The organism is Chryseobacterium sp. CH21 (assembly GCF_004119445.1).
Lineage (GTDB): Bacteria > Bacteroidota > Bacteroidia > Flavobacteriales > Weeksellaceae > Chryseobacterium.
Genome location: NZ_QICI01000067.1, coordinates 1 through 25,754, shown reverse-complemented (window position 1 = coordinate 25,754; position 25,754 = coordinate 1). Strand labels below are relative to the sequence as shown.

Below are 25,754 nucleotides of genomic sequence, written 5' to 3'. Positions count from 1 at the left end.
ATTTATCATTCCTAATTACCCCAAGACTGTCACTCCTTTTTCAATCATGTCATAGATTGCATCTCTGCCATTGTCTGGTTTTACGTTTACAGCACGTGTTCCGTTGAAATGAAGACAAGTTACATATCCGCTGGCTACAGCATCCTGTGCAGTGAATTTAACGCAATAATCTAATGCCAATCCAACGATTTCAACCAATTGAATATCATGATATTTTAAGAAATCATCCAGCCCGGTTTTCATAAAGTGATTATTGTCCTGAAAACCACTATAGCTGTCTATTTCTATATTTTTACCTTTTTGAATGATATGGGTTACTTTATCTCTATTCAGATCTTTATGGAATTCTGCTCCGAAAGTTCCCTGAATACAATGATCCGGCCACATAAACTGAGGAACACCATTTAAAATAATACTTTCTCCTACCTTTCTGCCATTACTGCTAGCGAAACTTTTATGACCTGCCGGATGCCAGTCTTGTGTAAGAACTACCTGATCATATTCATTTTCCTCCATCAGAAGATTGATATAGGGAATAATTTCGTTGGATCCAGGGACTGCAAGGGCTCCGCCTTCACAAAAATCATTCTGTACATCTACTATTATTAATGCTTTTTTCATATTTTAAATTCTCGAATTTTTGATAAATTTACAAAACTAATCCGCAAAAATTTGTCCAAAACCGAATTTTCGGACAAATCGGCAATATCAAATTTTAATTATCCTGAAATAAAGAAGTTAGAAATTAAAATAATTAAACTTTGTCTGGATTGTATTAGGTTTTAAGGTATAAACCAAATATCAATAGCGTATCTTTGCAGGAAATAAGTATTTTTTATGTCATTTGAGTCTTTAGGATTATCACACAATATTATTCGTTCTGTTAAAAAATTAGGGTATTTAAAACCATTTCCCATTCAGGAGCAGGCTGTTCCCGTTATTTTGCAGGGAAAAGATCTGATGGGAATTGCACAGACAGGTTCCGGGAAAACGGCTTGTTTTGTGATGCCGATTTTAGAAAAACTACAGAACGCAGAAGTTAAAAAAGACCGTAATGTTCAGGTTTTAATATTGGTTCCTACCCGTGAACTGGCGATTCAGATTGATGAAGTCTGCAGAGCATTTACAGAAAATCTGAAGAGGGAAGTACGCACAATGGCAGTCTATGGTGGGGTTTCTATCAATCCACAGATGAAAGGAATGTTTGGAGTGGAAGTTCTGATTGCAACTCCCGGACGTTTATTAGATTTAATTGATCATAATGCACTGAGTATTTCAGGAATTAAACATCTGGTAATTGATGAAGCCGATAAAATGTTTCAGTTAGGATTTGGGGAAGAAATGAATAAGCTTTTTGCTATGATGCCTGTAGCAAAGCAAACCATTTTGTTTTCAGCAACTCTGAATGATAAAGTTGCTGAAATGAAAGAACGTCTTTCCATCAATCCTACGATTATTGAGATTAAAAAGGAAGAAGTTGAAATTGATAATATTGAACAGCTTGCCTATCATGTTTCTCCGGAAAATAAAGGCCCATTTTTAAGATATTTGATCAAAGAAAAGAAAGTGGAGAAAGCACTGGTTTTTGTTTCTTCCACAAGATCTGCTGATAATCTGGTAGAAAAACTTAAAAAGAATAAAATAAAAGCTGTAGCTATTCATAGCCAGAAGTCACAGGGTGCGAGAAGGAATAATTTGGAAGAATTTAAAGTAGACGGAGCTCAGATTTTGGTGGCTACCGACTTAATAGGTCGTGGAATTCATATTGAATCTCTGCCATGTGTCATCAATTACGAGTTGCCGCGTTCACCTTTAGATTACATCCACCGTATTGGTAGAACAGGACGTGCTCATGAAAAAGGAACGGCAATCAGTATTCTGACGGATGATGAATTGCAGCATTTCAGAGTTATTCAAAAGAAAATGGGCAGAAAAGTGACCCTGCAGAGAACAGAAGGTATTGATTTACACGGATATTAATCATTGATTATAAATAATAAAAGGTTTCAGTTTATACAATTGAAACCTTTTTAGTGAAAAATCGGTACCACAAAAATCATTATCGGTACAATTAATGCTTTATTCACTTTAAATTCTTGAATTTTTGATAAATTTACACAAGCTGATATGTAAGCATTGTCCTAAAAATAATCATTGGACAAATCGGCAATAATTAAAAATTAAAAAACCTTGAGCAATGAGTGATTTAGAGAAAAAAAAGTTTCCAATAGGCCAGTTTGAAGCTCCTGAAAGCATCTGTGATACCACATTGGATACTTATATCAAAGTAATCAAAGACTTTCCCGGCAGACTAAAAAATCTCATTGAACATTTTACTGATGATCAGCTGGATACTCCTTACCGAGAAGGAGGTTGGACGGTAAGACAGCTTGTGAACCATCTTTCTGACAGTCATATGAACAGTTTCATCCGTTTTAAACTGGCACTTACAGAAGATAATCCTACCATAAAACCTTATGATGAAGCTAAATGGGCAGAGCTTCAGGACAGCTTTCATATGCCTGTAAAACCGGCCATGAGAATGCTGAAAGGAACACACCAAAGATGGGTAACACTTCTTAAAAGCCTTACCAATAAACAGTTTGAAAGAACTTTTCATCATCCTGAGCACAATAAAAACTATAATTTAAGAGAAAGTCTTGCTTTATACGTTTGGCATTGTAATCATCATTTTGCTCATATTGAAAATCTGAAGATAGAAAAAGCTTGGTAAGGAAAAGTCTCAATAATCCAATATACTATCAGGAAGTTGTCCACAGAATTTCCATGTTATCTGAAAACTCTCATAGAAAATGGGGTAAAATGAACGTGTCTCAAATGCTAAAGCATTGTGATTTAGTTCTTCAGGTAGCTTTAGGGAAGCTGGAACTCCCCCGTGTCAATGTCCTGTTTAGGGCAATAGGGATTTTTACTAAAATAGAAATGCATATTTTCAATAATGGAATTCCCGGAAACATGCCTACTTTTCAAAAACTAATCGTTAATTTTGAATGTGATTTTGATGGGTCAAAAACCAATCTGCTGAAAACACTGGAAGAATTCCGGGAAGTTTGTGAAAAAAATAAACTTCCGGATCGTCATAGATTATTCGGTAAAATGACTGAAAAAGATTGGATATTTTTAGAGTACAAGCATCTTGATCATCATTAAAACAATTTAGTGTATGAGTTTTTTTGATAAAATATTCGGCGGAAAAGGTGAAACCCCAGAACAGAAAACATTTTGGAAAAAAATTGAGTCTGAGGAAGACCTGACAAAAGCGATAGAAGATTCTTTTCAGAATAAAATAGCTATATTTAAACATTCAACAAGCTGTTTTATCAGCAGGACAGTATTAAAAAACTTTGAAAAAGAAGTTGAAAATTCTGATCAGGAAGTGCATGTGTATTACTTGGATCTGCTGGCTTATAGACCTGTTTCCAATAAAATAGCAGCAGATTTTGAGATCAGACACGAAAGTCCACAGTTGATTGTAATAGAGAATGGAAAACCTGTAAACAATGCTTCGCATCAGGATATTTCTTTAAGCCAGATTGTATCATGAAGAATATAAATAATTATTTAGCCAAAGTTTTAAATGTTCCCCTTCAAAATGTGAACACCTGCAGCCTGCACTATGAAGTAAAGAAGATTCCTAAAAATCAGTTTCTTCTTCAGTATGGTGAAATCTGTCGTCATATTTTCTTTGTAGAGAAGGGACTGATAAAGATGTATTCTATTGATAAAAACGGAAAAGAACACATTATACAGTTTGCCCCTGAAAGCTGGCTGATTTCTGACCGAAGCAGTCTTTATTTCAATGAGAAATCCATTTATTATATAGAAGCAGTGGAAGATTCAGAGGTTTTATTTCTGCACCCTGACTTCTTTAATAAATTGGTAGAACAGTTTCCGAACAGTATTGAAAGAAGTGATTTCCTTCTTCAGAAACATATCAGAAGTCTTCAGAACAGGATCAATTCTTTATTAGGAGAAACTGCTGAAGAAAGATACATGAAGTTCATCAAAATGTACCCGGATTTGCTTCTGAGAGTTCCACAATGGATGATTGCTTCCTATCTTGGAATTACTCCTGAGAGTCTAAGCCGTGTGAGAAAAGAGCTGGCAAGAAAAAATTTCGTCCCGGATAACAAATAGAAAAAGCTGGGAGATGGAAGAAGGAAGCTGGAAGTTCTGGTGAATATAAAAGAACTTCAAGAGCTATAAGATATCCTTTACCTTATCAATAAAAATTTAGATAAGTTATTTTTAGGACTATAATGACTTCCATCTTCCAACTTCTATCTTCCCTCCTTTAAATAAATTTTTTGGGCAAGGTGCCCAATCTGTCTGAGCTTTTCTTTTGTATTTTCTGTCCATGGAAGACCTATACAAAGTCTCATACAGTTTTCAAACTGCTCCTGAAAAGTAAACATTCTTCCGGGAGCAATACTGATATTTTGCTTGATGGCAAGATCATATAATTCTGTTGTTCGTATCTTTTTATCAAATTCTACCCATAGAGACAATCCTCCCTGCGGACGACTGGTTTTCGTCCCTTCCGGAAAATACTCTGCAATCGTCTGAACATAATTCTGATAATTAGATTGTAATGTTCTGCGAAGCTGCTGAAGATGTTTTTCATATTTTCCTGATTTCAAAAAGTTGGCAACAGCTTCATTCACAATCGAAATAGAAGAAGTGGAATGCAGAAGTTTAAGCTTAAGAATTTTGTCTTTATACTTTCCCGGAGCAATCCAGCCTACACGATAGCCTGGAGCTAATGTTTTTGAAATAGAGCTGCAATACAGTACGTTTCCGTCTTTATCGAAAGATTTACAACATTTTGGACGGCTGGAACCAAAATAAAGATCTCCGTAGACATCATCTTCTATCAGTGGAATATTGTTTTCAGAAAGTATTTTTACAATTTCCTTTTTATTTTCATCGGGCATACAGCTTCCCAAAGGTGAATTGAAATTGGGAATAAGCAGGCATATGTCTATTTTGGGAATTACTTTTTTCAGAGCGTCAATTTCTATTCCGGTCGTAGGATGGGTAGGAAGTTCCAGCACTTTTAAGCCTAATCCGTTGGCAAGCTGCAGAATTCCTGGATAACAAGGACTTTCAATAGCAATGGTATCTCCGGGTTTTCCTAAAGCCATTAAGCAGAAAGAAAGAGCGTTCATTCCTCCATTGGTCGTAATCAGATCGTTTTCGCTCAGTTTTCCTCCCCATTGCAGAGAACGTATGGCGATCATTCTTCTGAGCTTTAGGTTTCCCTGAAGTTCTTCATATTCTGTACCTCCTTCTTTGAGTTCCCTGATGGCGTTTACAATTTCTTTCTTCAACTTGGCCTGAGGCAGGAGAGCTCCAGAAGGAATTCCAATAGAGAAAAAAGTAAGATCCTTTTTACCCATATTTTCATATACTTTACTGATCAGCTCATCCGGTTCATCATTATTGGCGATCAATGACGGACGGCTTACTTCCGGCAAGGGAAGTTTTGCAGACAGCAGCTGGCTTACGAAATAACCGGATTGCGGTTTTGATTCTACTAAAGACTGGGATTCCAGTTCCAGGAAAACACGCTTGGCTGTATTCATACTCACCTGATGTTCCTGGCATAGCATTCTCACTGAAGGAAGCTTTTCTCCCGCCTTTAAAATGCCATTTCTAATCTGTCCTGCAATTCCGTCTGCAATTTCTGTATATAAAAATTCTTTACTCATATTTTCAAACTGTGCTCATGCAAATATACAAAACTGATACTGTGTTTATCTAATTATCCTTTCTAATTTTGAACCATCAATTAAAAGCTTAAATAAAATGATGACAAAACAAATATCAAAAGATGAAAATATAAGTGGCTGGATCAATGGCTTCATAGGAGTTGTATTGTTTAGCGGTGGATTACCTGCTACCAAATTAGCCGTAATGGAAATGAATCCTACTTTTGTAACGATTGTTCGTGCAGCAGTTGCAGGGATATTGGCCCTTATTGTATTATGGTTAGGCAAAGAAAAGCGTCCTGTCAAAAAAGATCTGGTGCCATTGGTTTTGGTTTCTCTTGGCTGTGTGATAGGTTTTCCGCTACTATCGGCATTGGCTCTTCAATATCTTACTTCCGCCCATTCTATAGTATTTCTTGGTATGCTTCCTTTAGCAACCGCAGTATTCGGGGTATTACGAGGTGGTGAAAGACCTCATCCTGTATTTTGGCTGTTTTCGATTGTAGGAAGTATTTTAGTGATCGGATATGCTGTTTCGCAAGGAATATCAGCATCTCCCATAGGTGATGTTCTGATGCTGCTTGCCGTTATTTTATGCGGTATGGGGTATGCTGAAGGGGCTAAATTATCCAAAACTTTAGGCGGTTGGCAGGTTATTTCATGGGCTCTGGTACTGGCATTACCTATTATGATTCCTTTATTCTTTATTTATTTTCCTGATGATATTCAGAACGTTAGCTTTCAGGGATGGTTTGGACTGGCTTATATTTCTTTATTCAGTATGTTTATTGGCTTTATCTTTTGGTATAAAGGCTTGGCACAGGGTGGTATTGCTACTGTAGGGCAGCTTCAACTGCTTCAGCCTTTCTTTGGTCTTGCATTAGCTGCATTACTTCTTCACGAGCAGGTTAGCATAGGAATGTTGGGGGTGACGGTAGGAGTAATCTTATGTGTGGCAGGAACTAAAAAGTTTGCAAAATAATTAAAAATACAGTTATAAACGGCAGCTCAATAATCTTTTGAACGGCCTACAGAAAGTCCTGTTTCTTTTGAAATGGGGCTTTATCTTTTAAAATCAAAATGTTGCCATAGATTTTAGTTTTTTTAATTGTAATATGTTGATTGTAAAGTGATTTTATTGATTGGTTTTAATTGATAGAGCTAAAATTGATTAAAATTAATAATTTATTTAACGGTATTTAACATTTTTGTTATTTATTAAGGTTCGATTTTTGCATGTATACCAAAATCGATTACCAATACCATTTTTACTAAGATTAAGAGGATAGGAAGAAGAAAACAATTCCAAAAAGAGCTAATATGGTTATCGACGAGAACATTTTGATTTCAGCGGGAGCAGAAAGGAGATACTATACCCCTACAGAAACAATATTCTGTGAAGGGGACATTCCTGCTTATTACTACCAGATTATCAAAGGAGAGGTAAAACTCAACAATTATAATGAGGAGGGTAAGGAGTTTATCCAAAATATATTATCCAACGGAGAAAGTTGTGGTGAATCTATTCTTTTTATAGAAAAACCTTATCCTATGAACGCAGAAGTAATTACAGAATGTACTGTTCTGAGGCTTCATAAATCTATTTTTTTCAATCTGCTGCAGCAGTCTCCGGAATTATGGCTGGAAGTAAGCAGCTTTCTTTCACAGCGTCTTTATTATAAATTCATCATGATGCAGAGCCTGTCATCACAGAATCCTTCTATACGGCTTAGGGGATTGATGGATTATCTTAAAAGTTTTCAGAAGGATCTGAGTCCATATTCTTTTTTAGTTCCGCTAACGAGGCAGCAAATGGCAAGTCTGACAGGGCTTTGTGTAGAAACGGCGATAAGAACCATCAAGCATATGGAAAGAGACAAGATATTAAGAATTGAAAACCGTAAAATTTTGTACTAAAAAATCATTTTAGGTATATTATTTGCGTTTTTCATTACTTAAAAATCGATTAAAGCTATGAAAACTATAAGCTGCATGAATATTCCTGAAAGCCTTCTATACTCATTCGGGGCAGAAGAAAGAAATTATAAGAAACGCGAAATTGTCTTTAAAGAAGAAGATCATGCGCTTTATTATTTTCAGATCAGTGTAGGAAAAGTGAAGCTTAATAATTATAATGAGGATGGGAAGGAGTTTATTCATAATATTCTGGGCAAAAAACAGAGTTTTGGAGAAGCTATGCTTTTTCTCAATCAGGATTACCCGATTAATGCCATATGTCTTGAGGAAACCCGGATTATAAGACTCCCCAAAAATAATTTTTTTGAAATGCTCAGCCAGAATCCCGATCTTTCTCTGGAAATGAATGCCTGCCTTTCTCAGGAAGTTTTTTATAAACTGAAAATGATGCAGAGTATGGCTTCTCAAAATCCTGTGCAAAGATTGAGAGCTTTATTAGATTACCTTAAGAGTTATCATGATGAAGACTGCCATCAGTGTTTTCATATTGCATTTACAAGACAGCAGATTGCCAATCTTGTGGGTTTGAGGGTAGAAACGGTGATCCGAACTTTAAAGAAAATGGAAAAAGAAGGAATGCTTAGTCTAAAAGATCGCAAAATTTTATATTAATTTTGTTTTTCATGACTCAGATCATAAAAAAGTGAATTATTCTTATGTACATTTGAAATAACAATTTTCAGGATTATTCTTAAGATCTTAACCTAAGGAATATAACAAATTTCATTTTGGAATTGTTGTTTAATGCCAGTTACGGGCTGTAATAACTAAACTATATATTTTTACATTATGGCCGATAAAATTACAGAATTCAATAAAACCAATTCTTCTGTAACAAAAACAGATAAGAGTGATGAATTTATACTGGAAAATGACATAGAAAAAGCTCTGCTTCACCCATTTTTTGTAAGTGCAATCAAGAATATTTATACTACCAAAAATGAAGATCAGGAACTGACAGATGGTACCGAAAGATCTGATAGTTTTAATGAAAAGCAGGGAGATTAAAAGGGTAAAGAATACTTTATAGCTTGCTGATTACAGGCTTATTTAAACCATGAAATCAAAATGTATGAACGGTCAGAAAATAATCAATACCCTGAAGCACAAAGAATTTATAAAAGTAGTTCATAATGGAGATTGCTTTGAAGACGGAGCTGCTGTTTATGCCAAAGAAATCAGAGAAAATATCTTTCTTCTGTTCATTATCCTCAAAGATATTGACATAGAAAATGTACAGGCATTAATTGCCCATTTTGACTGCTTCAGCAGTATTGGACTGAAAGAACCGGAACAGATCATGTTTTATCTGTCTATTAAAGATAAAAATGATCTCCATTATTTCGAGCAGTATTTGAAAGCTCACCCTAACTAATACCATTTTTTTAATATGATATTTGAAAACGATACTTTACGGCATTCCGGGCTGAATGACAAAAATAATGTGATTGAGAACGAATCTCTGTTTCCGCCTATCATCAACAGCTATGGAGTGACTGCTTTTCTGATCAAGTCTTTGGAGAAGATTAAAAACAATGCAACGTGTGAGATCCTTAAAGGGACTATTGACACCTACATTGATGAGTATATTCTTCATATCCGTGAATTTCATTCCAGTAATACATCGGGTAGTACAGACAGGGAAGCGGAAGTAAGGTTTGAATCCCCTTCTTTTACTTTATATGCCAAAACTGCGTATTATAAAGTTTTGAAAGAGGAAGAATGCATCAATAGGTTTCTTGATATTCTTGAGAACAATAAAACAGATATGTTTTAGATAAATCCTATTGAAAATATCCTGAAAAGGATAATAAATATCTTTCACACCATTTTACAATATTAATCATGAAAGCTGCTGTATTGGTCTGTTCAGCAGCTTTTTTTGGTTTATTTGATCCAACATCACAAAATATACTCATATGAAATTTCAACAGAATCTTCTCAATTATATAAGTCAGTTTCTGGTAGCCGCTGATGAGTCAGTTTCAATTGCCGAAAGCGTTACTTCTGGCTGTCTGCAGCTGGCCTTCTCACAAATGCCGGATGCTCCTTTATTTTACAAAGGCGGAATGACAACATATACACTTCCGGAAAAAGTAAGACTTCTTAAGGTAAGCAGACCAGGACCGGATGAACATGACGGTGCTTCTGAAGCTATTTCTCAGGCAATGGCGCTCAATGTAGCTAAGCTTTTTGAGTCCGATTGGTCCATTTCTACTACAGGTTATTGCACTCCGGTTATCAATTCAGGATATAAGGTTTTCGCTTATTTTTCATTTGCTTATAAGGGAGAAATTATTCTTACCAAAAAGCTTGAACTGCATCCTAAAACCCAGGCTTTAAATGCCCAGTTATATTTTACAGAATTTATTCTGGGTTGTTTTAAAAGTGAACTTAACAGAGTTCTAATTCTAAAATAAACTAAAAACTTAATTTTTATTCACTTTTGGCTTGGTCTGCATGATTGCATAATAGGATGAAGTGAATGCTGAAAGACTTTGATATCCCACTTTATAAGCCACCTCACTCAAAGTATACTGTTTGGTGTCTATCAGTTCAATGCTTTTCAAAATTCTTGTCAGTTGAAGGTATTTCTGTAAGGTAATTCCTGTTTCATTTTTAAAGATTCTCTGAAGGCTTCTCACAGACATTTGTGCTTTTTCAGCTAAAGAATCAATATCCAGATTATATTTAAAACTGGAATTGATCTCATTGCACACAGGAATGAGCCTGGTATCAGCAGGTACAGGAATTTCAAGACCGCTGCTTTCCTTGCAGAAATTGGGTAGACTCTTTAAAATAGCTTTAAAGAAAATGTCCTGTTCTTCATTTTCGTCCAGCGACTGATTCCATTTTGAAGCATACAAAAGCATTTCCTTTAATACGGGCGGAACAGCAAATATCTGAACATTCTGATAAAATTCTTCTTGAAAAACAGATTTGAAAAGAAATACCATCAGATTTACTGTTTGCGCTTCTGAAGTTATTTTATGGGCTTTTCCTGAGGGAATCCAGATGACATGATGCTGTGGAACAAGATAAATCTTCCTGTCGATGTGAAAATACTGATAACCTTCTTCCACAAAAGTAAGCTGCGCACGGTTGTGTCTGTGCTCATAATCATCATGTTTCCAGTTTTTTTCGCACCATACATAAGCTTCCTTTTCGATGGAATCTACAAACTGGCTTTCTGTTTTTTCAATCAGTCCACATTTCATGCTGTCGTTTTGTATGTATATTTTGGCAAATTTAATAAAAACGCCATTAGTAATTTTGTATAATCAATCTAATAACAACATTATTACAATAAATTATAATCTATATCTTATTCAGAATGAAAAAACTATGTCTTTTTTTTGTTTTAATTTTATTATCTAATATCACCAATGTTATGGCACAAAATAAAGCGAAAATATTGGTTCTTATCCATTCAGACAATGGAGGAACTTACGAACTGGCTAAAGAAATTGCTAAAGGAATTGAAAGCGAGAATAATGCGGTTCCTTATATCAAATTAGTCAAAGCCTCACAAAATCTGACCCTGAAAAACCTTCCTGTAGCAAAAGTAGATGAACTCACCTCATATGATGGAATTGCTTTTGGTTCACCGGTTTATTTCGGAAATATCAGTACAGGGATGAGTGAATTTTTATCGAAAACCGTTCAGTTATGGACCAATCATGCATTGGAAGGTATTCCGGCTACTGTTTTTATGTCTGCCGGAAGTGGAGCAGGAAAGGAACTTGCTCTTCAGGCATTTTGGAACAGTCTTGCTGTTCACGGAATGGTATTGGTTTCTAATGGAATTCGTGGAACAGAAGAACTGAACAAAGCTATTCCACAGGGAAATACGGTGTTGGGTGTTACCAGCATGGCTTCTTTAAAAGATGTGGAAAGACCTACCAAAGGAGAACGAAATATTGCTGAGCTGCAGGGAAGAAATTTTGCAAAAATAGCTTTGGCATTAAAAGACACTCGACCGAAAAAAATGGCAGTTATTGCTGAAAACCACCAGAATTTTAATGAAATATTAAAGCAGAAAAATATTACGCTTCCACAGGTACCGAAGCCGGCAGGGAACTATCAGCCGTTTGTACGCTCAGGAAACCTTGTATTCATCAATCAGGTGGCTTTGAAAGATGGTAAAATTTTCAATCCGGGAAAACTGGATGTTGATGTGAATGAACAACAGGTAAAAGATGCCACAAAAGTAACCATGCTGAATGTTATTTCTGTGTTGAATGAGGCTGTAGGAGGAGATTTAAGCAGAGTAAAACAATGTGTTCAGCTTACGGGAATCTTCAATACCAAAGATGATTATACCAAACATGCAGATCTGATGAATGTGGCTTCTGATCTGGCTGTTGAAATCTTCGGAGAAAAAGGGAAACATGCCAGAGCTACTTTGGGAGCTTCTTCTATTCCTGTAGGATCTTCAGTAGAAATTCAGGCGGTTTTTGAAGTAGAATAAATTTCAATTTTTTTTAATTAAAATATAAATGTCTCAGATATACTTAAGGTTTGAACTCAATATCTATGTAAATCTGAGATATTTATGATTCGAAAAAGGATTAGAAAAATTTAGAAAAAATCTCAGCAATCAATGGGATACTTTGTTCCAGCTGTTCCTCAGATAGGGCTCCATAGCTTAATCTGAACCCATTCACCTTATTTTGACTGTATTGTTTAGGATGAATAATCTTAATGTTTTTTTCTAATAATAAAGCTGTTACCACGTCCCAATCCAATTGTACTTTAGGAACAATCCAAAAAGCAAGACCTCCTTCAGGCAGTGTAAAATCTGCAAGATCTTTCATATGCTTTTTCAACAGTTCAAAAACGAAATCTCTTTTGTTCTTGTAATGAACAGTTGCTTTTCTGATATGCTTTTTTACAGCTCCTTCTTTAATCAATTGAAGAACTGCCTGCTCCATAATCACATCTCCATGTACATCAATAATCTTTCTCAGATTACCAATTTTTTCAGGAGTTCCTGATTTTTGGTTGCCAGATAACCGATTCTCAAAGCGGGCGCTACCACCTTACTCAATGTTCCGATATACACATAATTGTGCAGTTCGGGAAAGCTTGAAATAGGGAGAATAGGGCGATACCCGAAATGAAACTCATTATCATAATCATCTTCAATAATGGTCATATTGTACAGGTTTGACAGTTCAATCAGTTTTAATCTTCTTGATAAGCTCAAAGTAACGGTAGTAGGGTATTGCCTGTGAGGAGTAATGTAGATCGCTTTTATATTCTGATGTTGTTTTAAAAGTTTTTCAACAGCTTCAATACTGATTCCTTCCTGATCTAAGGGCGCGGGCAAAAGTTGTGCTCCAGCGTATTGAAAGGCTTGCCAGGCAGGCTGATATCCGGGATCTTCTACAATAATATGGTCTCCGGAGCTTAAAAGACTCTGAGCGGTCAGAAACATCCCCATCTGGCTGCCTCGGGTAATAGAAATTTCATTTTCATGAATATGCATTCCACGCTGATGGTTGAGCATTTGAGAAATCATTTTTCTGAATTCTATATCGCCGTGTTCATCTCCATAGCCCATCATCTGCCATTTTGCTTTGATACTGAAGATTTGCCTGTAAGCTCTAGCCAGCTCATTTACAGGGGCAATTTTACTGTCAGGATGCCCATCATCGAAATTGATTAAAAGTCCGTTAGGCATTACCTGTTGGTTATAAGAATCATGGAGTATATCCGTATTTTTTCATGCAAAAAAGGGAGTCTTTCCGATACAAAAATTCCTTTCCTTTCTCTGGAAATCACCCATTCTTCATTGATGAGCACCTGATAGGCTTCTACAACGGTATTCCTGTTGATTTTCAAAGTTTGGGCAAGGTTTCGGCTTCCGGGAAGTGCATCTCCGGATTTTAATCTTCCTGAACGGATATCTGTAATAATGGTATCTGCAATCTGTAGATAAACTGCTTTATCAAGCTTTTTATCAATTTCTAATTCCAATTTCCAAGGGCGCAACATCTGGACTATCTATTTATGTAAAAACTGAATCATTTAAACAGTCCAAATATAAAATAATTTTGTCATACAATAAAGCACAAAACCATAATAATTTTAAAATCATGGATAAGAAACAATTCAGTTCTAAAGACTTCCACGAAACTTTTGCAAGACCGAAGTATGTAAAACCAAGTCATTTGATTCATAAAAATGTAGAGAATGCAGGAGAGCACAACCAATTTTCAACAGAAAGAAAGCATCCGGTTTTCTTTGTAGATCTTCCGAGTAAGAATGTCAGTATGACAATTGGAGGGCTTACCCCGGGACAGCAAACCAACAGACACCGCCATACGTATGAGACAGTATTATTTGTTATTGAAGGAAAAGGCTGGACAGAAGTAGAAGATGAAAGAGTGCATTGGGAAGCAGGAGATGCTGTATATATTCCTTCCTGGGCCTGGCACAAACATCAAAACCTGAGCGATACGGAGCCTGCCAAATATATCGCCTGCGAAAATGCCCCTCAATTGCAGAACTTAGGAGTTGCTTTGAGAGAAGAAGAAGGAAGAGACCTTTAGTATCAAGAGTTTAAACCATTAAAGCGAGTAGTTTTTAATTGGATTGATATCGGATATGATTTTTTAAAAGCGAAACTATACTTAATACTCTTAACAACTTATTCTTTCTGAATGGTTTAAAAATAATCTTTTAAACAAACAACACATGAAAAATGTACCATTTAAAGGGATTATTGCCTATCCCATAACCCCTTTTGATATAAATGAAAAAGTGGATATTCCTCTTTTCAAGCATTTGGTAGAAAGGCTGATTACCTCCGGAAGCCATGGTATTGCTCCATTGGGAAGTACAGGAGTAATGCCTTACCTGTCTGATGAAGAAAAAGAAGAAGTTACAGAAGCCACTTTACAGCAGGTAAAAGGCAGGATTCCAACATTGGTAGGGGTTTCTAACCTTACGACAGATAAAACGATCCATCATGCCCAGTTTGCAGAAAAAGCAGGAGCAGATGCGGTGATGATTATTCCCATGAGCTACTGGAAGCTTACTGATGATGAAATTGTAACACATTATGATGCTGTGGCCAATAAGATTTCCATCCCGATTATGGCTTACAATAATCCGGCAACAAGTGGAGTAGATATGTCACCCGCTCTGTTGAAAAGACTGCTTGAAATCCCTAATGTAACCATGATCAAAGAAAGTACAGGAGATATTCAGAGAATGCATTATCTGAGAAGAGAATTGGGAGAGGAAGTGGCTTTTTATAATGGCTCAAATCCTTTGGCTCTGGCTGCATTTTCAGCAGGAGCAAGAGGATGGTGTACAGCGGCTCCAAACCTTATTCCTGAACTGAATATCAGTCTTTACAATGCTGTTGAGGAAGGTGATCTTGAAAAAGCAAAAATGATTTTCTATCAACAGTTTGACCTTTTAAAATTTATTGTGAACAAAGGATTGCCAAGAGCTGTGAAATCAGGACTGAATATTCTTGGTGAAGACGGCGGGAATTTGAGAAGCCCTTTAAAACCTTTACACGAAAAAGAAACAGAAGAATTAAAAAATATTATTAAAACCCTTATTAATTAGTCAATCATATGAAAAAGTCCATTTTTTATCATGCAGGATGCCCTGTATGTATTAGCGCAGAACATGACATGTTGCTCTTATAGGTTCGGAAAGCGTTGAAATTATCCATTTGGGTAACGACAAAAGCAGAATTGAAGAAGCTGAAAAGGCAGGTGTAAAATCTGTGCCTGCTTTAGTAACTCCTAACGGGAATGTTCTTCATATTAATTTTGGAGCGTCTATGGAGGATGTGAAAGGTTAGAAGATCATTAGTCTTGTATAAACGGCTCAATTTTTTTTGAGCCGTTTTTATTATTTAAAACGTAAAGGCGGATTTTATCTCCGATAAAATTTAATGCTGCAAATTTATCTCTCACAGACCACACAAGTTATATACATCATTATGGATAGATATGCTTAATTTACAAAACCTGCGAGAGAAATTGTTGCCTATTTTGAACGATCTAAATGATAGCATTTCCTTCTACGCCATCAGAATTATTGGTTTTATGCCCTGTTATGGCAGAAGCTACAAAACTAAAGAGGCTGACCAGTTTTCCTGCTTTGGTATCCCAGTAATAAGTTTCTTTTGGCTCAACACGGATAATGGTAACATTGGGATCATCCTTTCCGTCAAACCAGGCTTTAGCCAAAGGAGACCATTTTTCTTCTATAGTTGCTTTATCTTTATAAACAGAAACTGTTCCATAAACTGAAAGATATTGAGAATCACTGTTGTTCATGAAAAACAGCTGTACTCTCCGGTCTTCTTTTATTTCAAAATTCTTATTGCTGGTTCCACTGCTGATAAACCAAAGATTTCCACTATCGTCCGTTTCCTGCAATGTCATTGGTCTTGAATTGATAGGAGTGGTTTCCAATTCTGTACAGAACATACATATTCGGGCTTTTTCTGACAGTTCTTTGATCTTTTTGATTGCTTCAAGATGGGTAAGATTTTGTGTTGACATACTACTATATTTTAGTGATTGGTAAGTAGTAAAATATTCAAATACCTGACCAAAAGGGAAAAAATTGTGGTACCTAGAGTTGATTTCTTTTTAAAAACTGAAGAATATTGGTTGGAAAAAGAAAAGACGTTAAAGGTTTAATAAGGCTAATGCTTTTTAGGACGCAAAGATTTTATCGAACATAAAATTTAAATGTTTAATTTTAAATCTTACCTTTTTCTGCCCATAACTTTTACGTAAATTTGATGGATGCAGATTTCCCCTCCTAAGCATTTAGCTCCTTATATCAGGCATTATATCTTTTTGGAAAATTCCGGAGAAGATATGAGAAGTTTAAGGCTCTTTACTGATGGGAGTTCCGGATTGATACTATCAGGAGATATGAATCTGTATGCAGATATTTCGCAAGATCGGATGCCGCTTTCCTTTTTCTATGGCACCTTGAACAGATACAAAGATTTTTTCTCAAAAGGTAAATTTTCCCTGATTGCGGTTGTTTTTCAACCTTATTTTATGAATATTCTTTTAAAAACTTCCGCAAAAGACATTCGGAATCAGATAATTTCTGTAGAAGATGTATTGAAAAATAGAATGGAAATATTTCAGGAGAAATTGTTTAATAAAGTGAATCCATTGACCATAATTAATGATCTGAATATTTTTTCACCCATTTTTTATCGGAAAAAATGAGTGTGGATCATCATGTTATGGCAGCCACACAACTATATCTTCTTCAAAATAAAGGAGTAGTATCTTCCAAAGACTTGCAGCACTTTACAGGTTATTCGGAGCGTCATTTAGAGCGAAAGTTTGAATACCATATGGGAATTTCTCCTAAAAAATATGGAAACATTATCCGTCTTCATTACTTTTTAAGTCTTATGAATACTGGAACTGATCATAAAAATATGACTATGCTTTCCTATGACGCAGGATATTCTGACCAGTCGCACCTTATCAGAGAGTTTAAAAGCAATATTGGGATTACTCCCAAACAATATCTGAATACTGAAAATAGATTGGCTGTTAATTTCATTGAACTGTAAAACAGAAATGTCGGTTTTATACAATTTTTCATAATTCACACCGACTAGTTTTGCTTAAAAAAATCAATGAATATTACAATTGCAACCGCACAGTTTGAAAACAAAAGTGGAGACAAAGCCTATAACCTATCTGTTATTGAAAAACTAGCTGGTGAAGCAGCATCCAAAGGATCCCATGTGATTGCTTTCCATGAATGTTCCATTACAGGCTACACTTTTGCCCGAAAACTTTCCAGAGAACAGCTGACTGATATTGCTGAGCTTATTCCGGAAGGGGATAGCATTCAAAAATTACAGCAGATTGCCACGAAACATAATATCACCATCTTAGCTGGTTTGTTTGAAAAAGATGAACATGATTACCTTTTCAAAGCTTATGTATGTGTTGATAAAACCGGACTGAAGGCGAAATACAGAAAATTACATCCTTTTATTAATCCGAATCTTACTTCAGGCAATCAGTACTGCGTATTTGATATTATGGGCTGGAAGTGTGGAATACTTATCTGCTATGATAACAACATCATTGAAAATGTGAGAGCTACAAGACTTTTGGGTGCGGAAATTATTTTCATGCCTCATGTTACCATGTGCACCCCTTCTACAAGACCTGGAGCAGGTTTTGTGGATCCTCAGCTTTGGGAAAATAGAGTTGCGGATCCTACTTCTTTACGTCTGGAATTTGAGGGAATGAAAGGCAGAGACTGGCTGATGAAGTGGCTTCCTTCAAGAGCGTATGATAACGGAGCTTATATTGTTTTTTCAAATCCTGTAGGAATGGATGATGACCAATTGAAAAACGGATGTTCTATGATTATTGATCCTTTTGGAGATGTGATTGCAGAATGCCGTTCTTGGGAAGACAGTTTTGAATTGGCTGTCTTTACTTCTGAAAAGCTTACTCAGGCAGGAGGGTATCGATATATTAAAGCACGAAGACCTGAATTATACGGAGCTATCATTGGACAGGAACATTCGTCAGAACAAAAGGTAGTATGGCTGGACGATAAAACAGTTTAAAAAATTGAATCTCTTCTGTAAAGGCCAATCAGGAGAGATTCATTATTTCTTTTTATGGTTGGATTGTTTTCTGCAGGTCAGTCCACGCACCTCCGTTGTAGATATTTCTGAAACCTCTTTCTTTCAGGATATTCTCGGCTTTTACACTTCTGAGGCCGTGAGAACACACTGTGATATACGTTTTCTCTGGATCTAATTCTATATAACGCTCTCTGATTGTTCCTAATGAAATATTGACAGCGCCTTCTATATGTCCTGTTTCATATTCTTTTTCTGTTCTCACATCAAGAATGATAGCTCCTTTTTTGATGAGTTCCGGTAAACCGTTATCTAAGGTCTGGAATCGGTAAACCCGGTACAGTATATATACAATAAGAGCTATTGCGCAGAATAAGAGAATACTCTTCATAGCTTGCTCAGAATTTTTTTGTCAATGTAAAAAGTTCCAAACGGAATAAAGCAGGCCAAAATCACTTTCCATGTTATTTCTTTAAACTTCCAGTTCTGTTCCACGCCAACGCTCAGTGTATTGAACAGGAAAAGCAAAAATAATGTTCCGTGAACGGGACCAATAAGTCTTACCCATAAAGGATTGTCCATCCAGTATTTCATTGGTACAGCAATAAATACCAAGGTCAGTAATGAAATTCCTTCCAAAATAGCCAGAACTCTCAGCCGGCCGATCTTTGTTTTAAATAAATCTATCATAATTATCTGAAATAAGGTCTGTTTGCAAATGGTGAGAAAGGCCACGGAATAGCAATGAAAATAATAATCAACGCAATAGAAAACCAGATCCCCATCGTTTTGAATTTTTCTTTATCTGAAGGTTTTCTTTTGGCTAAAGCGGAGCCAATGGTAATGATAATAATTGCTGTAATCATCAGTGAAATATGAATCATTCCGAAAAATAGATGCTCAAAAGAATCTTTGGCTTGGTTAAAATTCTTCCAGAAGTATTGAATCACCGGGCTTTTAAAATAGAATATCATTCCTATGATCAGTTGGATGTGAGCTATAGTAGCCGTCCAGTGTCTTATAGCATTATCCGTTCCTGTAAATTTTCTTTCTTCAAAATAGCCTTTAAAAGAACGGTAAATTGAATAAATCAAGCTTATTAGAACCAGCCATCGGGTGAGTGAATGTAAAAATGTAAGGGTTTGATACATTGTTTATTTTTTGAATACAGCAAAGGTAAAACAAAAACATACTAATTAGTATGTTTTTTGAGAAAAAATTATTGAAGTGTGGTTAAATAAGATTTAAGTCCTTTTAAATAAGTGAGATATACTTCTTTTGAATTTTCTAATTTACCCAGATTTCTCACTCCCCAATAGCCTGAAATGACAAAAACGCTCACTTCTTTTGCACTGACTTCTTTCTTAATTAATCCAGCTTGTTTACCCTTTTCAATACTTTCTGCAAGAGCCTGTTCCCATTCTTTTGAAAGATCATGTAAAGCCTGAGTAAAAGCATGATGCCACGGTGCCATTTGCTGCACAAAATTGGAGGTAGGGCAGCCATATTCTACTTTTAAAAAGTCATTCTCTATCAGGAGATGGTACATGATATCATAAATACTATCTAAAGGATTCTGGCTGTTTTGAAGAGAATCAATGAAAGTTTTTCTGAAGTTGGGTTTCATCAGATCTGTAATAATAGCCAGTCCCATTTCATCCTTGGTTTTAAAATGATAATAGAAAGCACCTTTGGTCACCTGAGTCGTTGCAATAATTTCATCAATGCTTGTGGTCTGAAAACCTTTCACATAGATCAATTCGAACGCTTTCTGGAGAATAGTAAGGCGGGTTGCTTCTGATTTCTTCATTAAAACTGATGATTATTGTGCAAAGGAACACATTTTAAATGTAAAATAAAACTATCATTATTATGATAGTTTGTTACAATTTAAATAATTTTTATAATACAGTAATTCGTCGGAAATTTGCCTTGTCAATATCAACAAAATACAAGACAATGAATTTTCAAAAAGAAATACAGATCAATACTGCAGCACAGACTGCTAAAAAAGGGCTTCCTGCTGCGCTTTGGGCACTAACGATAAGTGCCTTTGGAATAGGAACTACAGAATTTGTTATTGTAGGTCTTCTTCCTACCGTAGCCTCAGACCTAGGAATCACAATTCCTTCAGCAGGGCTGCTGGTTAGTCTTTACGCAATCGGAGTGGCGATAGGGGCACCGATATTAACGGCGTTAACAGGAAAAGTTCCACGAAAAATGCTTTTGGTTTCCATTATGATGCTATTTGTTATCGGAAACGGACTGGCATCTATAGCCCCCAGCTTCATAACACTAGTTCTGGCAAGAATACTTACAGGACTGGCCCACGGGATTTATTTTTCCATAGGCTCTACTATTGCAGCTTCGTTGGTTCCTGAAGAGAAAAGAGCAACCGCAATTTCTATTATGTTTGCGGGACTAACGCTTGCAATAGTAACAGGAGTTCCTTTGGGAACATTTATAGGACAGCATTTCGGGTGGAGAGCAACTTTTATAGGTGTTTCAATCCTTGGAATTATTGGGCTTATTGCCAGTTTATTATTGGTTCCCAACAACCTGAAAAATGGAAAAACAGCTTCTATAAAAAGTCAGTTTAAAGTATTAGGGAACAGACGTTTGATTTTTGCCTTTTTAATGACTGCAATGGGATATGGGGGAACATTTGTGGTGTTTACCTATCTGTCGCCTATTTTGCAGAAAATTACTGGTTTTCATGAGTCAACAGTCACTTTTATTCTTTTGATTTATGGAATTGCCATTGCCTTAGGAAATCTGATTGGTGGGAAAGTAGCCAATAAAAATCCTCTGAAGGCCCTTCTATGGATGTTTGCAGGACAGGGGCTAGTATTGCTTGCATTTTATTTCACCGTAAACAGCCCTGTTTTAAGTATTATTACCCTTTTCCTTTTAGGAGCTCTTTCATTTGCTTCTGTTCCGGGACTTCAGCTATTGGTAGTACAGATTGCAGAAAAAGAACTTCCCGGGACTGAAGATGTTGCTTCGGGGATTAATATTGCCGCATTTAATATTGGTATTGCGATCGGATCTTATGCTGGAGGAATAATTGTTACCTCTTCTCTAGGTCTGGCAAGTACGCCATGGATAGGTGCTTTATTCCTATTGGTTACTGTTCTTATTACAGTTTACAGTATTCGTTTAAGCAAGAAAAATTAAAATTTTACTCATGATTCCTGTCAAGGTTCATAACCTTGACAGGGATTCTTACTTACAAGATATGTTTTTTATTTATTATGCTATTTTTCCATGTAAAATCCGCTGAAGTTAACACCTTAGATTATCTCAGATTTCATAAATCTCGACATCTGTAAAGACAAAAAAAGTGCTTTTCTTAGGCAGGTTTTTCGTATCCAGCCCTGTAAATTCACTGAAAGCGGGTAATAATAACTGATTGCTGCTAAGCGCAAAGCAGGGAAGCCTGATATTTTTCACGGCAGAATTCAGCACAATTCCAGGGTGAATATGTCCGGTAATTTGAAATCCGGATCTTGTTGTGTCAAAATCATGAATAAAAGTAATACCATTCACTTCAAAGTATTCAGCTTTGTGATTAAAGCATAATTTTTCCTCCAATGTTTTCGAAATACGGTCATGGTTTCCTTCAATCAGATAAAACTGAACATCAGGATATTGGTTTTTCCATGTGCAGAATTCATCTACATCAGAATTGTCTCCGGCATGAAGTAAATCTCCAACCACAATGAATTTTTCAGGCTGAAAATATTCAATCAGCGCTGATAATCTTTCCAGATCACTTTTCATAATATGATTAGCCAGTGCAATTCCGTTTTTCCGGAAATGAGCGGTTTTCCCGATATGCAGGTCGGAAAGAATCAAGGCTTTTTCTTTTTGCCAGAATGCCGCCCGCTGATTGGTCAGAGTGAAAGTTTCGTTTTGAATTGAAATATCTTTAGTTGCTATAAACACTTGATAGATTGAAAATGAATGTTTAAAATTAAACTATTTAGATCATATTTAGCCAACCTTCCGGCTTACATGAAATTTTTCATCAAAAACATAGGTCAGAGGAAAACCTGTAGCAATCTCTCTTTCTAGAATTTCTTCCGGAGAAAGATGTTCCAGATACATAATGAGGGCACGAAGGCTGTTTCCGTGAGCGACAATCAGGACATTTTCACCCTGTTTCAGTAAAGGTCTTATCTGGCTTTCAAAATAAGGAATCACTCTATTATAAGTGTCTTTAAGACTTTCTCCACCCGGCGGAACCACATCAAATGATCTGCGCCAGGTATGAACCTGTTCGTCACCATATTTCAGAGCGGTTTCTGCTTTGTTGAGTCCTTCCAGATTCCCGTAAGAACGTTCGTTTAATGCTTTGTCTCTGATGACGGGGATATTTGGATTTCCTATTTCGTTCAGGATGATGGATAAGGTATGCTGTGCTCTGATCTGATCAATGCAGAAGTAAATGCTATATCTATTCTTTCTCCTTTTAAAGCAAGACCTGCTTTTTTTGCTTCTTCAATGCCGGCTTCAGTTATATCGATATCTTTCCACCCTGTAAATCTGTTTTCAAGATTCCAGAGTGACTGTCCGTGGCGGACTAAGAACAATTTTTCCATTTTAAATTTTATTTAAACTTCTAAGAAGGTATACTCTAAGTTATGATGATTATTTAAAATTATCAAGAATTTTAACTTAGAATATTAGGCTATGAATAAGATTAAGAATAGAAGTAAATTTATTAAAGAAAATGTCGGCTCAGTAGTCAAAGATCACTTATATCAGACAGTTTCAGCATTCTTTTAATCCTTGCATCCAGTCCTTCACTTGAAAGCGTTTGTCGTAAACTGTCTACTTTAATTGGGAAACTTAGCGGGGTAAAAGAACGGGAATGTTTTAAAATAATTTCAGATTTTTCAATCCTTTTAAAAGCTTCTACCAATCGTTGTTCCTGTAGCTGCATATTAAAGACTTCTGTATACGCCTGTTTTATTAAAAAATGATTGGGATCATGGTCTTCCAGTACTTTAAAAATTAATCCGGCAGAGCTTTGTAAAGATTTGTTAGAACGCTGCTGTCCTGCATAATTTTGAATCACCATTCCTGAAATCACAGCAATATCTCTAAATTTCCTCCTTGCCATTTCGGCAGAATTGATACTTGCGATCACATCATTCATCAGATTATCTCTGGTTAAAATCTGCTGTAGATTATCTTCATTTAATGGGATTTCTTTATCACTAAACAATTCAAATCCATAATCATTCATCGCCATAGAAAAGGTGATTGGGGCAAGTTTTGAGATTCGATAGGCAATTAAAGCCGCCATTACTTCGTGTACCAGACGTCCTTCGAAAGGATACATAAACAAGTGATAGCCTTCACGGTTTTTGATCATTTCAACCAAAAATTCATCTTTTTTGGGAATATGAGAGTTTTTTTCCTGATTGATCAGGAGAGGATGCAGAAATTTAAGTTCTTTTTCCGAAGCTTTAGGACTTAATGCATGAGAAAGTTTTTCTCTCAGAAAATGTCCCAGATTGGAACTCAAAGGAAGTCTTCCGCCAAGATAACTAGGAACCAAAGCTCTTCCTTTGGCTGCTCTTACATACACTGTCATATCTTTGATGATCACGACCTCCAATGTACGTCCGGCCAGAATAAATTTTTCTTCTTTTTTAAGTTTTGAAATAAAATATTCTTCAATCATTCCGATGTAACCTCCGGAAATAAATTTTACCTTCAGCATAGCATCACTTACAATAACCCCCATATTCATCCGGTGAAGCATGGCTATTTTTCTTGAAGTTACTTTATAAAGACCGTCTTCCATGATGACGATTTTATGAAATTCTTCATAGCTTTTCAACACGCTGCCGCCAATGGTAAGGAATTCCAGGATGCTTTTCCATTCTTCATCCAGCATTTCCTGAAAAGCATATACTTTTTTTATTCTTTCGTACAGTTCATCAGGGTAAAAACCGTCCCCAACCGCCAATGTCATCATAAACTGAACCAGCACATCGAAACATAAAACCTGTGGCTCTCTGGGCTCAACAACCTTTTGTTTTACAGCTTCTTTTAAAGCTGAAACTTCAATTAGTTCCAGAGAATGAGTAGGAACACAGTAGATTTTGGAGGTTTCAAAAGGGGAGTGGCCGCTTCGTCCTGCTCTTTGAAGAAAACGGGCAACACCTTTGGCAGATCCAACCTGAATAACCGTGTCAACAGGTTTAAAATCTATTCCAAGGTCGAGAGATGATGTAGAAACTACAGCTTTCAACTTTCCGGAGCTTAAATTTTCTTCAATCCAGATTCTTAAATGAGCATCAATAGAACTGTGGTGGATGGCAATCTGACCTGCAAAATCAGGGTAAGCATCCAGTAAAAGCTGATACCACATTTCGCTCTGGCTTCTGGTATTGGTGAATATAATGGTAGATTTTGATTCCAATATAATCGGAACTACTTTATCTGCAAGCTTGTTTCCAAGGTGTCCTGCCCAGGGTAATATCTCGATTTCGTCTGGAAAAACCGGGAGAATATCTATCTTTTTATGCTCTTTGGCTGTAATTTTTGTTTTTTTAATATCGTAGGGAATAAGCACTTCCATAGCTTCATCCAGATTTCCGATGGTTGCGGTAATTCCCCAGATTTTAATTTTCGGAACATATTTTCTAAGCTGTGAAATCCCGAGTTCTACCATGACACCACGCTTTGAACCCAGTAATTCATGCCATTCGTCCACGGCTACACATTTCATATCTCTGAAAAATGTTTCATTATTTTTCTGAGCCAGTAGTAAATGGAGACTTTCAGGAGTTACTACGAGGATTTCAGGCATCTTTTTTACCTGCTGTTGTCTTACTTTTGGATCTGTATCGCCATTTCTGACGCCTACAGCCCAGTCGAGTCCTATTTCATCAATGGCTTCCTGCATTGCTTTTGCAATATCTTTGGACAGAGACCGGAGAGGCGTTATCCAGATCATTTTCAGCCCTTTTTTATATTGTTCAGGATGATTCAGAAAATCTGAAATTAAAGCCAAAAAAACAGAAAAAGTCTTGCCAAAGCCTGTCGGAGCAACGACCATTCCGCTGTATCCGTTCCCAAATTTCTTCCAGGTTTCGAGCTGAAATTTGAAAGGGACAATACCTTTATCGGTCATCCATTGCTGAATGATCTTTAATCCGTTGGTATGTTCGAAAGTTGCCAATTTATAGTTGATTTAGATTTTTAACGCAAAAGGCGCTAAGATTTTATATGATTACGTTCTATTTTCGGTCGCAAGAGTGTTTCACTTACCAAAGTTCATATTTTATTATCGCTGAACGAAGTGCCCTTTAGTTTGTATTATAAAGTTTTTTGAATTACGTAAATTAACTTTATAGTATTAATTAATCCACAAGAAACAGGGTGAATCATTAAGCGCCAAAGGT

The 25,754-nt window shown here is 36.2% G+C and carries 34 protein-coding genes and 1 pseudogene; 20 read left to right on the top strand and 15 right to left on the bottom strand.

All coding sequences use genetic code 11. The features are described from left to right. Positions 1 to 15: 15 nt before the first annotated feature. A complete protein-coding gene (gene pncA / locus BOQ62_RS14190) occupies positions 16 to 621 on the bottom strand; it encodes a bifunctional nicotinamidase/pyrazinamidase (protein ID WP_129040486.1) in 606 nt (201 codons plus the stop codon). Positions 622 to 837: 216 nt separating this feature from the next. On the opposite strand from pncA, the gene BOQ62_RS14185 reads away from it, so the two are divergent. The 5 genes from BOQ62_RS14185 (at position 838) to BOQ62_RS14165 (ending at position 4,158) form a co-directional block, all read left to right on the top strand. Continuing rightward, positions 838 to 1,980 carry a DEAD/DEAH box helicase gene (locus BOQ62_RS14185; RefSeq protein WP_129040484.1) on the top strand — a complete coding sequence of 381 codons (1,143 nt, stop codon included), beginning with the start codon at positions 838 to 840 and terminating at the stop codon, positions 1,978 to 1,980. A gap of 217 nt (positions 1,981 to 2,197) precedes the next feature. Beyond that, positions 2,198 to 2,734, top strand: coding sequence for a YfiT family bacillithiol transferase (locus tag BOQ62_RS14180; RefSeq protein ID WP_129040482.1), 537 nt, complete (start codon positions 2,198 to 2,200; stop codon positions 2,732 to 2,734). Between the two features lie 89 nt (positions 2,735 to 2,823). After that, positions 2,824 to 3,171, top strand: coding sequence for a hypothetical protein (locus tag BOQ62_RS14175; RefSeq protein WP_410494200.1), 348 nt, complete (start codon positions 2,824 to 2,826; stop codon positions 3,169 to 3,171). 13 nt (positions 3,172 to 3,184) lie between these two features. Further along, positions 3,185 to 3,565, top strand: a complete 381-nt coding sequence (gene ytxJ, locus BOQ62_RS14170) for a bacillithiol system redox-active protein YtxJ (protein WP_129040480.1) — start codon at positions 3,185 to 3,187, stop codon at positions 3,563 to 3,565. Beyond that, entirely contained in the window at positions 3,562 to 4,158 is a 597-nt protein-coding gene (locus BOQ62_RS14165) for a Crp/Fnr family transcriptional regulator (RefSeq protein WP_089691886.1), read from the top strand. Before ytxJ ends, BOQ62_RS14165 begins: the two co-directional genes overlap by 4 nt. Positions 4,159 to 4,301: 143 nt before the next feature. Here the strand turns inward: BOQ62_RS14165 and BOQ62_RS14160 are convergent, their stop codons facing one another. Then, the gene (locus BOQ62_RS14160; RefSeq protein WP_129040478.1) at positions 4,302 to 5,732 is read right to left on the bottom strand and encodes a PLP-dependent aminotransferase family protein; all 1,431 of its coding nucleotides are present in this window, start codon (positions 5,730 to 5,732) and stop codon (positions 4,302 to 4,304) included. Positions 5,733 to 5,829: 97 nt separating this feature from the next. Between BOQ62_RS14160 and BOQ62_RS14155 the strand changes: the two genes are divergently transcribed. The 7 genes from BOQ62_RS14155 to BOQ62_RS14125 all read left to right on the top strand — a co-directional run bounded on the left by BOQ62_RS14155 (position 5,830) and on the right by BOQ62_RS14125 (position 10,129). Further along, positions 5,830 to 6,714, top strand: a complete 885-nt coding sequence (locus BOQ62_RS14155) for a DMT family transporter (protein WP_129040476.1) — start codon at positions 5,830 to 5,832, stop codon at positions 6,712 to 6,714. Between the two features lie 338 nt (positions 6,715 to 7,052). Then, complete coding sequence (locus BOQ62_RS14150) at positions 7,053 to 7,649, top strand: Crp/Fnr family transcriptional regulator (protein ID WP_129040474.1); 597 nt, start codon at positions 7,053 to 7,055, stop codon at positions 7,647 to 7,649. A 57-nt stretch (positions 7,650 to 7,706) separates the two neighbouring features. Next, positions 7,707 to 8,321: a Crp/Fnr family transcriptional regulator gene (locus tag BOQ62_RS14145; RefSeq protein ID WP_228414155.1), complete on the top strand. Its 615-nt coding sequence runs from the start codon at positions 7,707 to 7,709 to the stop codon at positions 8,319 to 8,321. Between the two features lie 177 nt (positions 8,322 to 8,498). Continuing rightward, the gene (locus tag BOQ62_RS14140; RefSeq protein WP_129040472.1) at positions 8,499 to 8,717 is read left to right on the top strand and encodes a hypothetical protein; all 219 of its coding nucleotides are present in this window, start codon (positions 8,499 to 8,501) and stop codon (positions 8,715 to 8,717) included. Between the two features lie 49 nt (positions 8,718 to 8,766). After that, entirely contained in the window at positions 8,767 to 9,084 is a 318-nt protein-coding gene (locus BOQ62_RS14135; protein WP_129040470.1) for a hypothetical protein, read from the top strand. Between the two features lie 15 nt (positions 9,085 to 9,099). After that, positions 9,100 to 9,486, top strand: coding sequence for a hypothetical protein (locus BOQ62_RS14130; protein ID WP_129040468.1), 387 nt, complete (start codon positions 9,100 to 9,102; stop codon positions 9,484 to 9,486). A gap of 142 nt (positions 9,487 to 9,628) precedes the next feature. Then, entirely contained in the window at positions 9,629 to 10,129 is a 501-nt protein-coding gene (locus tag BOQ62_RS14125; RefSeq protein ID WP_129040466.1) for a CinA family protein, read from the top strand. A 9-nt stretch (positions 10,130 to 10,138) separates the two neighbouring features. On the opposite strand, the gene BOQ62_RS14120 is transcribed toward BOQ62_RS14125, so the two are convergent. Next, on the bottom strand, positions 10,139 to 10,927 hold the full coding sequence (locus BOQ62_RS14120) for an AraC family transcriptional regulator (protein ID WP_228414153.1): 789 nt from the start codon (positions 10,925 to 10,927) through the stop codon (positions 10,139 to 10,141). Positions 10,928 to 11,100: 173 nt separating this feature from the next. Between BOQ62_RS14120 and BOQ62_RS14115 the strand changes: the two genes are divergently transcribed. Continuing rightward, positions 11,101 to 12,180, top strand: a complete 1,080-nt coding sequence (locus tag BOQ62_RS14115) for an Atu1372/SO_1960 family protein (protein WP_410494199.1) — start codon at positions 11,101 to 11,103, stop codon at positions 12,178 to 12,180. A 100-nt stretch (positions 12,181 to 12,280) separates the two neighbouring features. Here the strand turns inward: BOQ62_RS14115 and BOQ62_RS23360 are convergent, their stop codons facing one another. From BOQ62_RS23360 to BOQ62_RS23350, 3 genes are read right to left on the bottom strand one after another with little or no spacing between them, the layout of a single operon-like run. Continuing rightward, on the bottom strand, positions 12,281 to 12,643 hold the full coding sequence (locus BOQ62_RS23360; protein WP_228414151.1) for a hypothetical protein: 363 nt from the start codon (positions 12,641 to 12,643) through the stop codon (positions 12,281 to 12,283). A gap of 32 nt (positions 12,644 to 12,675) precedes the next feature. Beyond that, on the bottom strand, positions 12,676 to 13,395 hold the full coding sequence (locus tag BOQ62_RS23355; RefSeq protein ID WP_228414149.1) for a PLP-dependent aminotransferase family protein: 720 nt from the start codon (positions 13,393 to 13,395) through the stop codon (positions 12,676 to 12,678). Continuing rightward, positions 13,395 to 13,691, bottom strand: a complete 297-nt coding sequence (locus tag BOQ62_RS23350; RefSeq protein WP_228414147.1) for a GntR family transcriptional regulator — start codon at positions 13,689 to 13,691, stop codon at positions 13,395 to 13,397. Before BOQ62_RS23350 ends, BOQ62_RS23355 begins: the two co-directional genes overlap by 1 nt. Positions 13,692 to 13,810: 119 nt before the next feature. On the opposite strand from BOQ62_RS23350, the gene BOQ62_RS14105 reads away from it, so the two are divergent. The 3 genes and pseudogenes from BOQ62_RS14105 to BOQ62_RS14095 all read left to right on the top strand — a co-directional run bounded on the left by BOQ62_RS14105 (position 13,811) and on the right by BOQ62_RS14095 (position 15,537). After that, complete coding sequence (locus BOQ62_RS14105) at positions 13,811 to 14,266, top strand: cupin domain-containing protein (protein WP_034698222.1); 456 nt, start codon at positions 13,811 to 13,813, stop codon at positions 14,264 to 14,266. A 145-nt stretch (positions 14,267 to 14,411) separates the two neighbouring features. Next, the gene (locus tag BOQ62_RS14100) at positions 14,412 to 15,296 is read left to right on the top strand and encodes a dihydrodipicolinate synthase family protein (RefSeq protein WP_129040459.1); all 885 of its coding nucleotides are present in this window, start codon (positions 14,412 to 14,414) and stop codon (positions 15,294 to 15,296) included. Between the two features lie 8 nt (positions 15,297 to 15,304). Further along, a pseudogene (locus tag BOQ62_RS14095) lies at positions 15,305 to 15,537 on the top strand (thioredoxin family protein). Positions 15,538 to 15,739: 202 nt separating this feature from the next. On the opposite strand, the gene BOQ62_RS14090 reads toward BOQ62_RS14095, so the two are convergent. Beyond that, positions 15,740 to 16,246, bottom strand: a complete 507-nt coding sequence (locus BOQ62_RS14090) for a pyridoxamine 5'-phosphate oxidase family protein (RefSeq protein WP_129040457.1) — start codon at positions 16,244 to 16,246, stop codon at positions 15,740 to 15,742. 249 nt (positions 16,247 to 16,495) lie between these two features. On the opposite strand from BOQ62_RS14090, the gene BOQ62_RS14085 reads away from it, so the two are divergent. From BOQ62_RS14085 to BOQ62_RS14075, 3 genes are all read left to right on the top strand, one after another. Continuing rightward, positions 16,496 to 16,936, top strand: coding sequence for a DUF6597 domain-containing transcriptional factor (locus tag BOQ62_RS14085; protein ID WP_129040455.1), 441 nt, complete (start codon positions 16,496 to 16,498; stop codon positions 16,934 to 16,936). Beyond that, positions 16,933 to 17,292, top strand: a complete 360-nt coding sequence (locus tag BOQ62_RS14080) for a helix-turn-helix transcriptional regulator (protein WP_129040453.1) — start codon at positions 16,933 to 16,935, stop codon at positions 17,290 to 17,292. The genes BOQ62_RS14085 and BOQ62_RS14080 overlap by 4 nt, the downstream gene beginning before the upstream one ends. A 66-nt stretch (positions 17,293 to 17,358) precedes the next feature. After that, positions 17,359 to 18,312, top strand: coding sequence for a nitrilase family protein (locus BOQ62_RS14075; protein ID WP_129040451.1), 954 nt, complete (start codon positions 17,359 to 17,361; stop codon positions 18,310 to 18,312). A 52-nt stretch (positions 18,313 to 18,364) separates the two neighbouring features. Here BOQ62_RS14075 and BOQ62_RS14070 read toward each other — a convergent pair whose 3' ends face one another. The 4 genes from BOQ62_RS14070 to BOQ62_RS14055 all read right to left on the bottom strand — a co-directional run bounded on the left by BOQ62_RS14070 (position 18,365) and on the right by BOQ62_RS14055 (position 20,140). After that, positions 18,365 to 18,721, bottom strand: a complete 357-nt coding sequence (locus tag BOQ62_RS14070) for a rhodanese-like domain-containing protein (RefSeq protein ID WP_129040449.1) — start codon at positions 18,719 to 18,721, stop codon at positions 18,365 to 18,367. After that, entirely contained in the window at positions 18,718 to 19,020 is a 303-nt protein-coding gene (locus BOQ62_RS14065; protein ID WP_129040447.1) for a DUF3817 domain-containing protein, read from the bottom strand. The genes BOQ62_RS14070 and BOQ62_RS14065 overlap by 4 nt, the downstream gene beginning before the upstream one ends. Before the next feature lie 2 nt (positions 19,021 to 19,022). Then, on the bottom strand, positions 19,023 to 19,481 hold the full coding sequence (locus BOQ62_RS14060; protein WP_129040445.1) for a hypothetical protein: 459 nt from the start codon (positions 19,479 to 19,481) through the stop codon (positions 19,023 to 19,025). A 68-nt stretch (positions 19,482 to 19,549) separates the two neighbouring features. After that, positions 19,550 to 20,140: a TetR/AcrR family transcriptional regulator gene (locus BOQ62_RS14055; protein WP_129040443.1), complete on the bottom strand. Its 591-nt coding sequence runs from the start codon at positions 20,138 to 20,140 to the stop codon at positions 19,550 to 19,552. 149 nt (positions 20,141 to 20,289) lie between these two features. On the opposite strand from BOQ62_RS14055, the gene BOQ62_RS14050 reads away from it, so the two are divergent. Further along, entirely contained in the window at positions 20,290 to 21,507 is a 1,218-nt protein-coding gene (locus BOQ62_RS14050) for an MFS transporter (RefSeq protein ID WP_129040441.1), read from the top strand. A gap of 126 nt (positions 21,508 to 21,633) precedes the next feature. Here the strand turns inward: BOQ62_RS14050 and pdeM are convergent, their stop codons facing one another. From pdeM to BOQ62_RS14035, 4 genes are all read right to left on the bottom strand, one after another. After that, positions 21,634 to 22,278: a ligase-associated DNA damage response endonuclease PdeM gene (pdeM, locus tag BOQ62_RS14045; RefSeq protein ID WP_228414145.1), complete on the bottom strand. Its 645-nt coding sequence runs from the start codon at positions 22,276 to 22,278 to the stop codon at positions 21,634 to 21,636. A 48-nt stretch (positions 22,279 to 22,326) separates the two neighbouring features. Then, positions 22,327 to 22,722 (bottom strand): 2,3-bisphosphoglycerate-dependent phosphoglycerate mutase, encoded by a 396-nt coding sequence (locus tag BOQ62_RS14040; protein WP_317127382.1) that lies wholly within the window; start codon positions 22,720 to 22,722, stop codon positions 22,327 to 22,329. Positions 22,723 to 22,727: 5 nt separating this feature from the next. Continuing rightward, positions 22,728 to 22,934: a histidine phosphatase family protein gene (locus tag BOQ62_RS24100; RefSeq protein WP_317127381.1), complete on the bottom strand. Its 207-nt coding sequence runs from the start codon at positions 22,932 to 22,934 to the stop codon at positions 22,728 to 22,730. Positions 22,935 to 23,080: 146 nt separating this feature from the next. Beyond that, positions 23,081 to 25,531, bottom strand: coding sequence for a ligase-associated DNA damage response DEXH box helicase (locus BOQ62_RS14035; RefSeq protein ID WP_129040437.1), 2,451 nt, complete (start codon positions 25,529 to 25,531; stop codon positions 23,081 to 23,083). Positions 25,532 to 25,754: the final 223 nt, after the last annotated feature.

Excerpts from the sequence above, each read along its gene's own strand:
- BOQ62_RS24100 (WP_317127381.1), bottom strand. The coding sequence starts at position 22,934 with ATGGAAAAATTGTTCTTAGTCCGCCACGGACAGTCACTCTGGAATCTT.
- BOQ62_RS14145 (WP_228414155.1), top strand. The coding sequence starts at position 7,707 with ATGAAAACTATAAGCTGCATGAATATTCCTGAAAGCCTTCTATACTCA.
- BOQ62_RS14090 (WP_129040457.1), bottom strand. The coding sequence starts at position 16,246 with ATGTCAACACAAAATCTTACCCATCTTGAAGCAATCAAAAAGATCAAA.
- BOQ62_RS14075 (WP_129040451.1), top strand. The coding sequence starts at position 17,359 with ATGAATATTACAATTGCAACCGCACAGTTTGAAAACAAAAGTGGAGAC.
- BOQ62_RS14150 (WP_129040474.1), top strand. The coding sequence starts at position 7,053 with ATGGTTATCGACGAGAACATTTTGATTTCAGCGGGAGCAGAAAGGAGA.
- BOQ62_RS14060 (WP_129040445.1), bottom strand. The coding sequence starts at position 19,481 with ATGTATCAAACCCTTACATTTTTACATTCACTCACCCGATGGCTGGTT.
- BOQ62_RS14100 (WP_129040459.1), top strand. The coding sequence starts at position 14,412 with ATGAAAAATGTACCATTTAAAGGGATTATTGCCTATCCCATAACCCCT.
- BOQ62_RS14165 (WP_089691886.1), top strand. The coding sequence starts at position 3,562 with ATGAAGAATATAAATAATTATTTAGCCAAAGTTTTAAATGTTCCCCTT.
- BOQ62_RS14065 (WP_129040447.1), bottom strand. The coding sequence starts at position 19,020 with ATGATAGATTTATTTAAAACAAAGATCGGCCGGCTGAGAGTTCTGGCT.
- BOQ62_RS14055 (WP_129040443.1), bottom strand. The coding sequence starts at position 20,140 with ATGAAGAAATCAGAAGCAACCCGCCTTACTATTCTCCAGAAAGCGTTC.
- BOQ62_RS14130 (WP_129040468.1), top strand. The coding sequence starts at position 9,100 with ATGATATTTGAAAACGATACTTTACGGCATTCCGGGCTGAATGACAAA.
- BOQ62_RS14070 (WP_129040449.1), bottom strand. The coding sequence starts at position 18,721 with ATGAAGAGTATTCTCTTATTCTGCGCAATAGCTCTTATTGTATATATA.
- BOQ62_RS14140 (WP_129040472.1), top strand. The coding sequence starts at position 8,499 with ATGGCCGATAAAATTACAGAATTCAATAAAACCAATTCTTCTGTAACA.
- BOQ62_RS14160 (WP_129040478.1), bottom strand. The coding sequence starts at position 5,732 with ATGAGTAAAGAATTTTTATATACAGAAATTGCAGACGGAATTGCAGGA.
- BOQ62_RS14125 (WP_129040466.1), top strand. The coding sequence starts at position 9,629 with ATGAAATTTCAACAGAATCTTCTCAATTATATAAGTCAGTTTCTGGTA.
- BOQ62_RS14105 (WP_034698222.1), top strand. The coding sequence starts at position 13,811 with ATGGATAAGAAACAATTCAGTTCTAAAGACTTCCACGAAACTTTTGCA.
- BOQ62_RS14120 (WP_228414153.1), bottom strand. The coding sequence starts at position 10,927 with ATGAAATGTGGACTGATTGAAAAAACAGAAAGCCAGTTTGTAGATTCC.
- BOQ62_RS14085 (WP_129040455.1), top strand. The coding sequence starts at position 16,496 with ATGCAGATTTCCCCTCCTAAGCATTTAGCTCCTTATATCAGGCATTAT.
- BOQ62_RS14185 (WP_129040484.1), top strand. The coding sequence starts at position 838 with ATGTCATTTGAGTCTTTAGGATTATCACACAATATTATTCGTTCTGTT.
- BOQ62_RS14180 (WP_129040482.1), top strand. The coding sequence starts at position 2,198 with ATGAGTGATTTAGAGAAAAAAAAGTTTCCAATAGGCCAGTTTGAAGCT.
- BOQ62_RS14155 (WP_129040476.1), top strand. The coding sequence starts at position 5,830 with ATGATGACAAAACAAATATCAAAAGATGAAAATATAAGTGGCTGGATC.
- BOQ62_RS14135 (WP_129040470.1), top strand. The coding sequence starts at position 8,767 with ATGAAATCAAAATGTATGAACGGTCAGAAAATAATCAATACCCTGAAG.
- BOQ62_RS14050 (WP_129040441.1), top strand. The coding sequence starts at position 20,290 with ATGAATTTTCAAAAAGAAATACAGATCAATACTGCAGCACAGACTGCT.
- pncA (WP_129040486.1), bottom strand. The coding sequence starts at position 621 with ATGAAAAAAGCATTAATAATAGTAGATGTACAGAATGATTTTTGTGAA.
- ytxJ (WP_129040480.1), top strand. The coding sequence starts at position 3,185 with ATGAGTTTTTTTGATAAAATATTCGGCGGAAAAGGTGAAACCCCAGAA.
- BOQ62_RS14115 (WP_410494199.1), top strand. The coding sequence starts at position 11,101 with ATGGCACAAAATAAAGCGAAAATATTGGTTCTTATCCATTCAGACAAT.
- BOQ62_RS23355 (WP_228414149.1), bottom strand. The coding sequence starts at position 13,395 with ATGCCTAACGGACTTTTAATCAATTTCGATGATGGGCATCCTGACAGT.
- BOQ62_RS14080 (WP_129040453.1), top strand. The coding sequence starts at position 16,933 with ATGAGTGTGGATCATCATGTTATGGCAGCCACACAACTATATCTTCTT.
- BOQ62_RS14175 (WP_410494200.1), top strand. The coding sequence starts at position 2,824 with ATGAACGTGTCTCAAATGCTAAAGCATTGTGATTTAGTTCTTCAGGTA.
- BOQ62_RS23360 (WP_228414151.1), bottom strand. The coding sequence starts at position 12,643 with ATGGAGCAGGCAGTTCTTCAATTGATTAAAGAAGGAGCTGTAAAAAAG.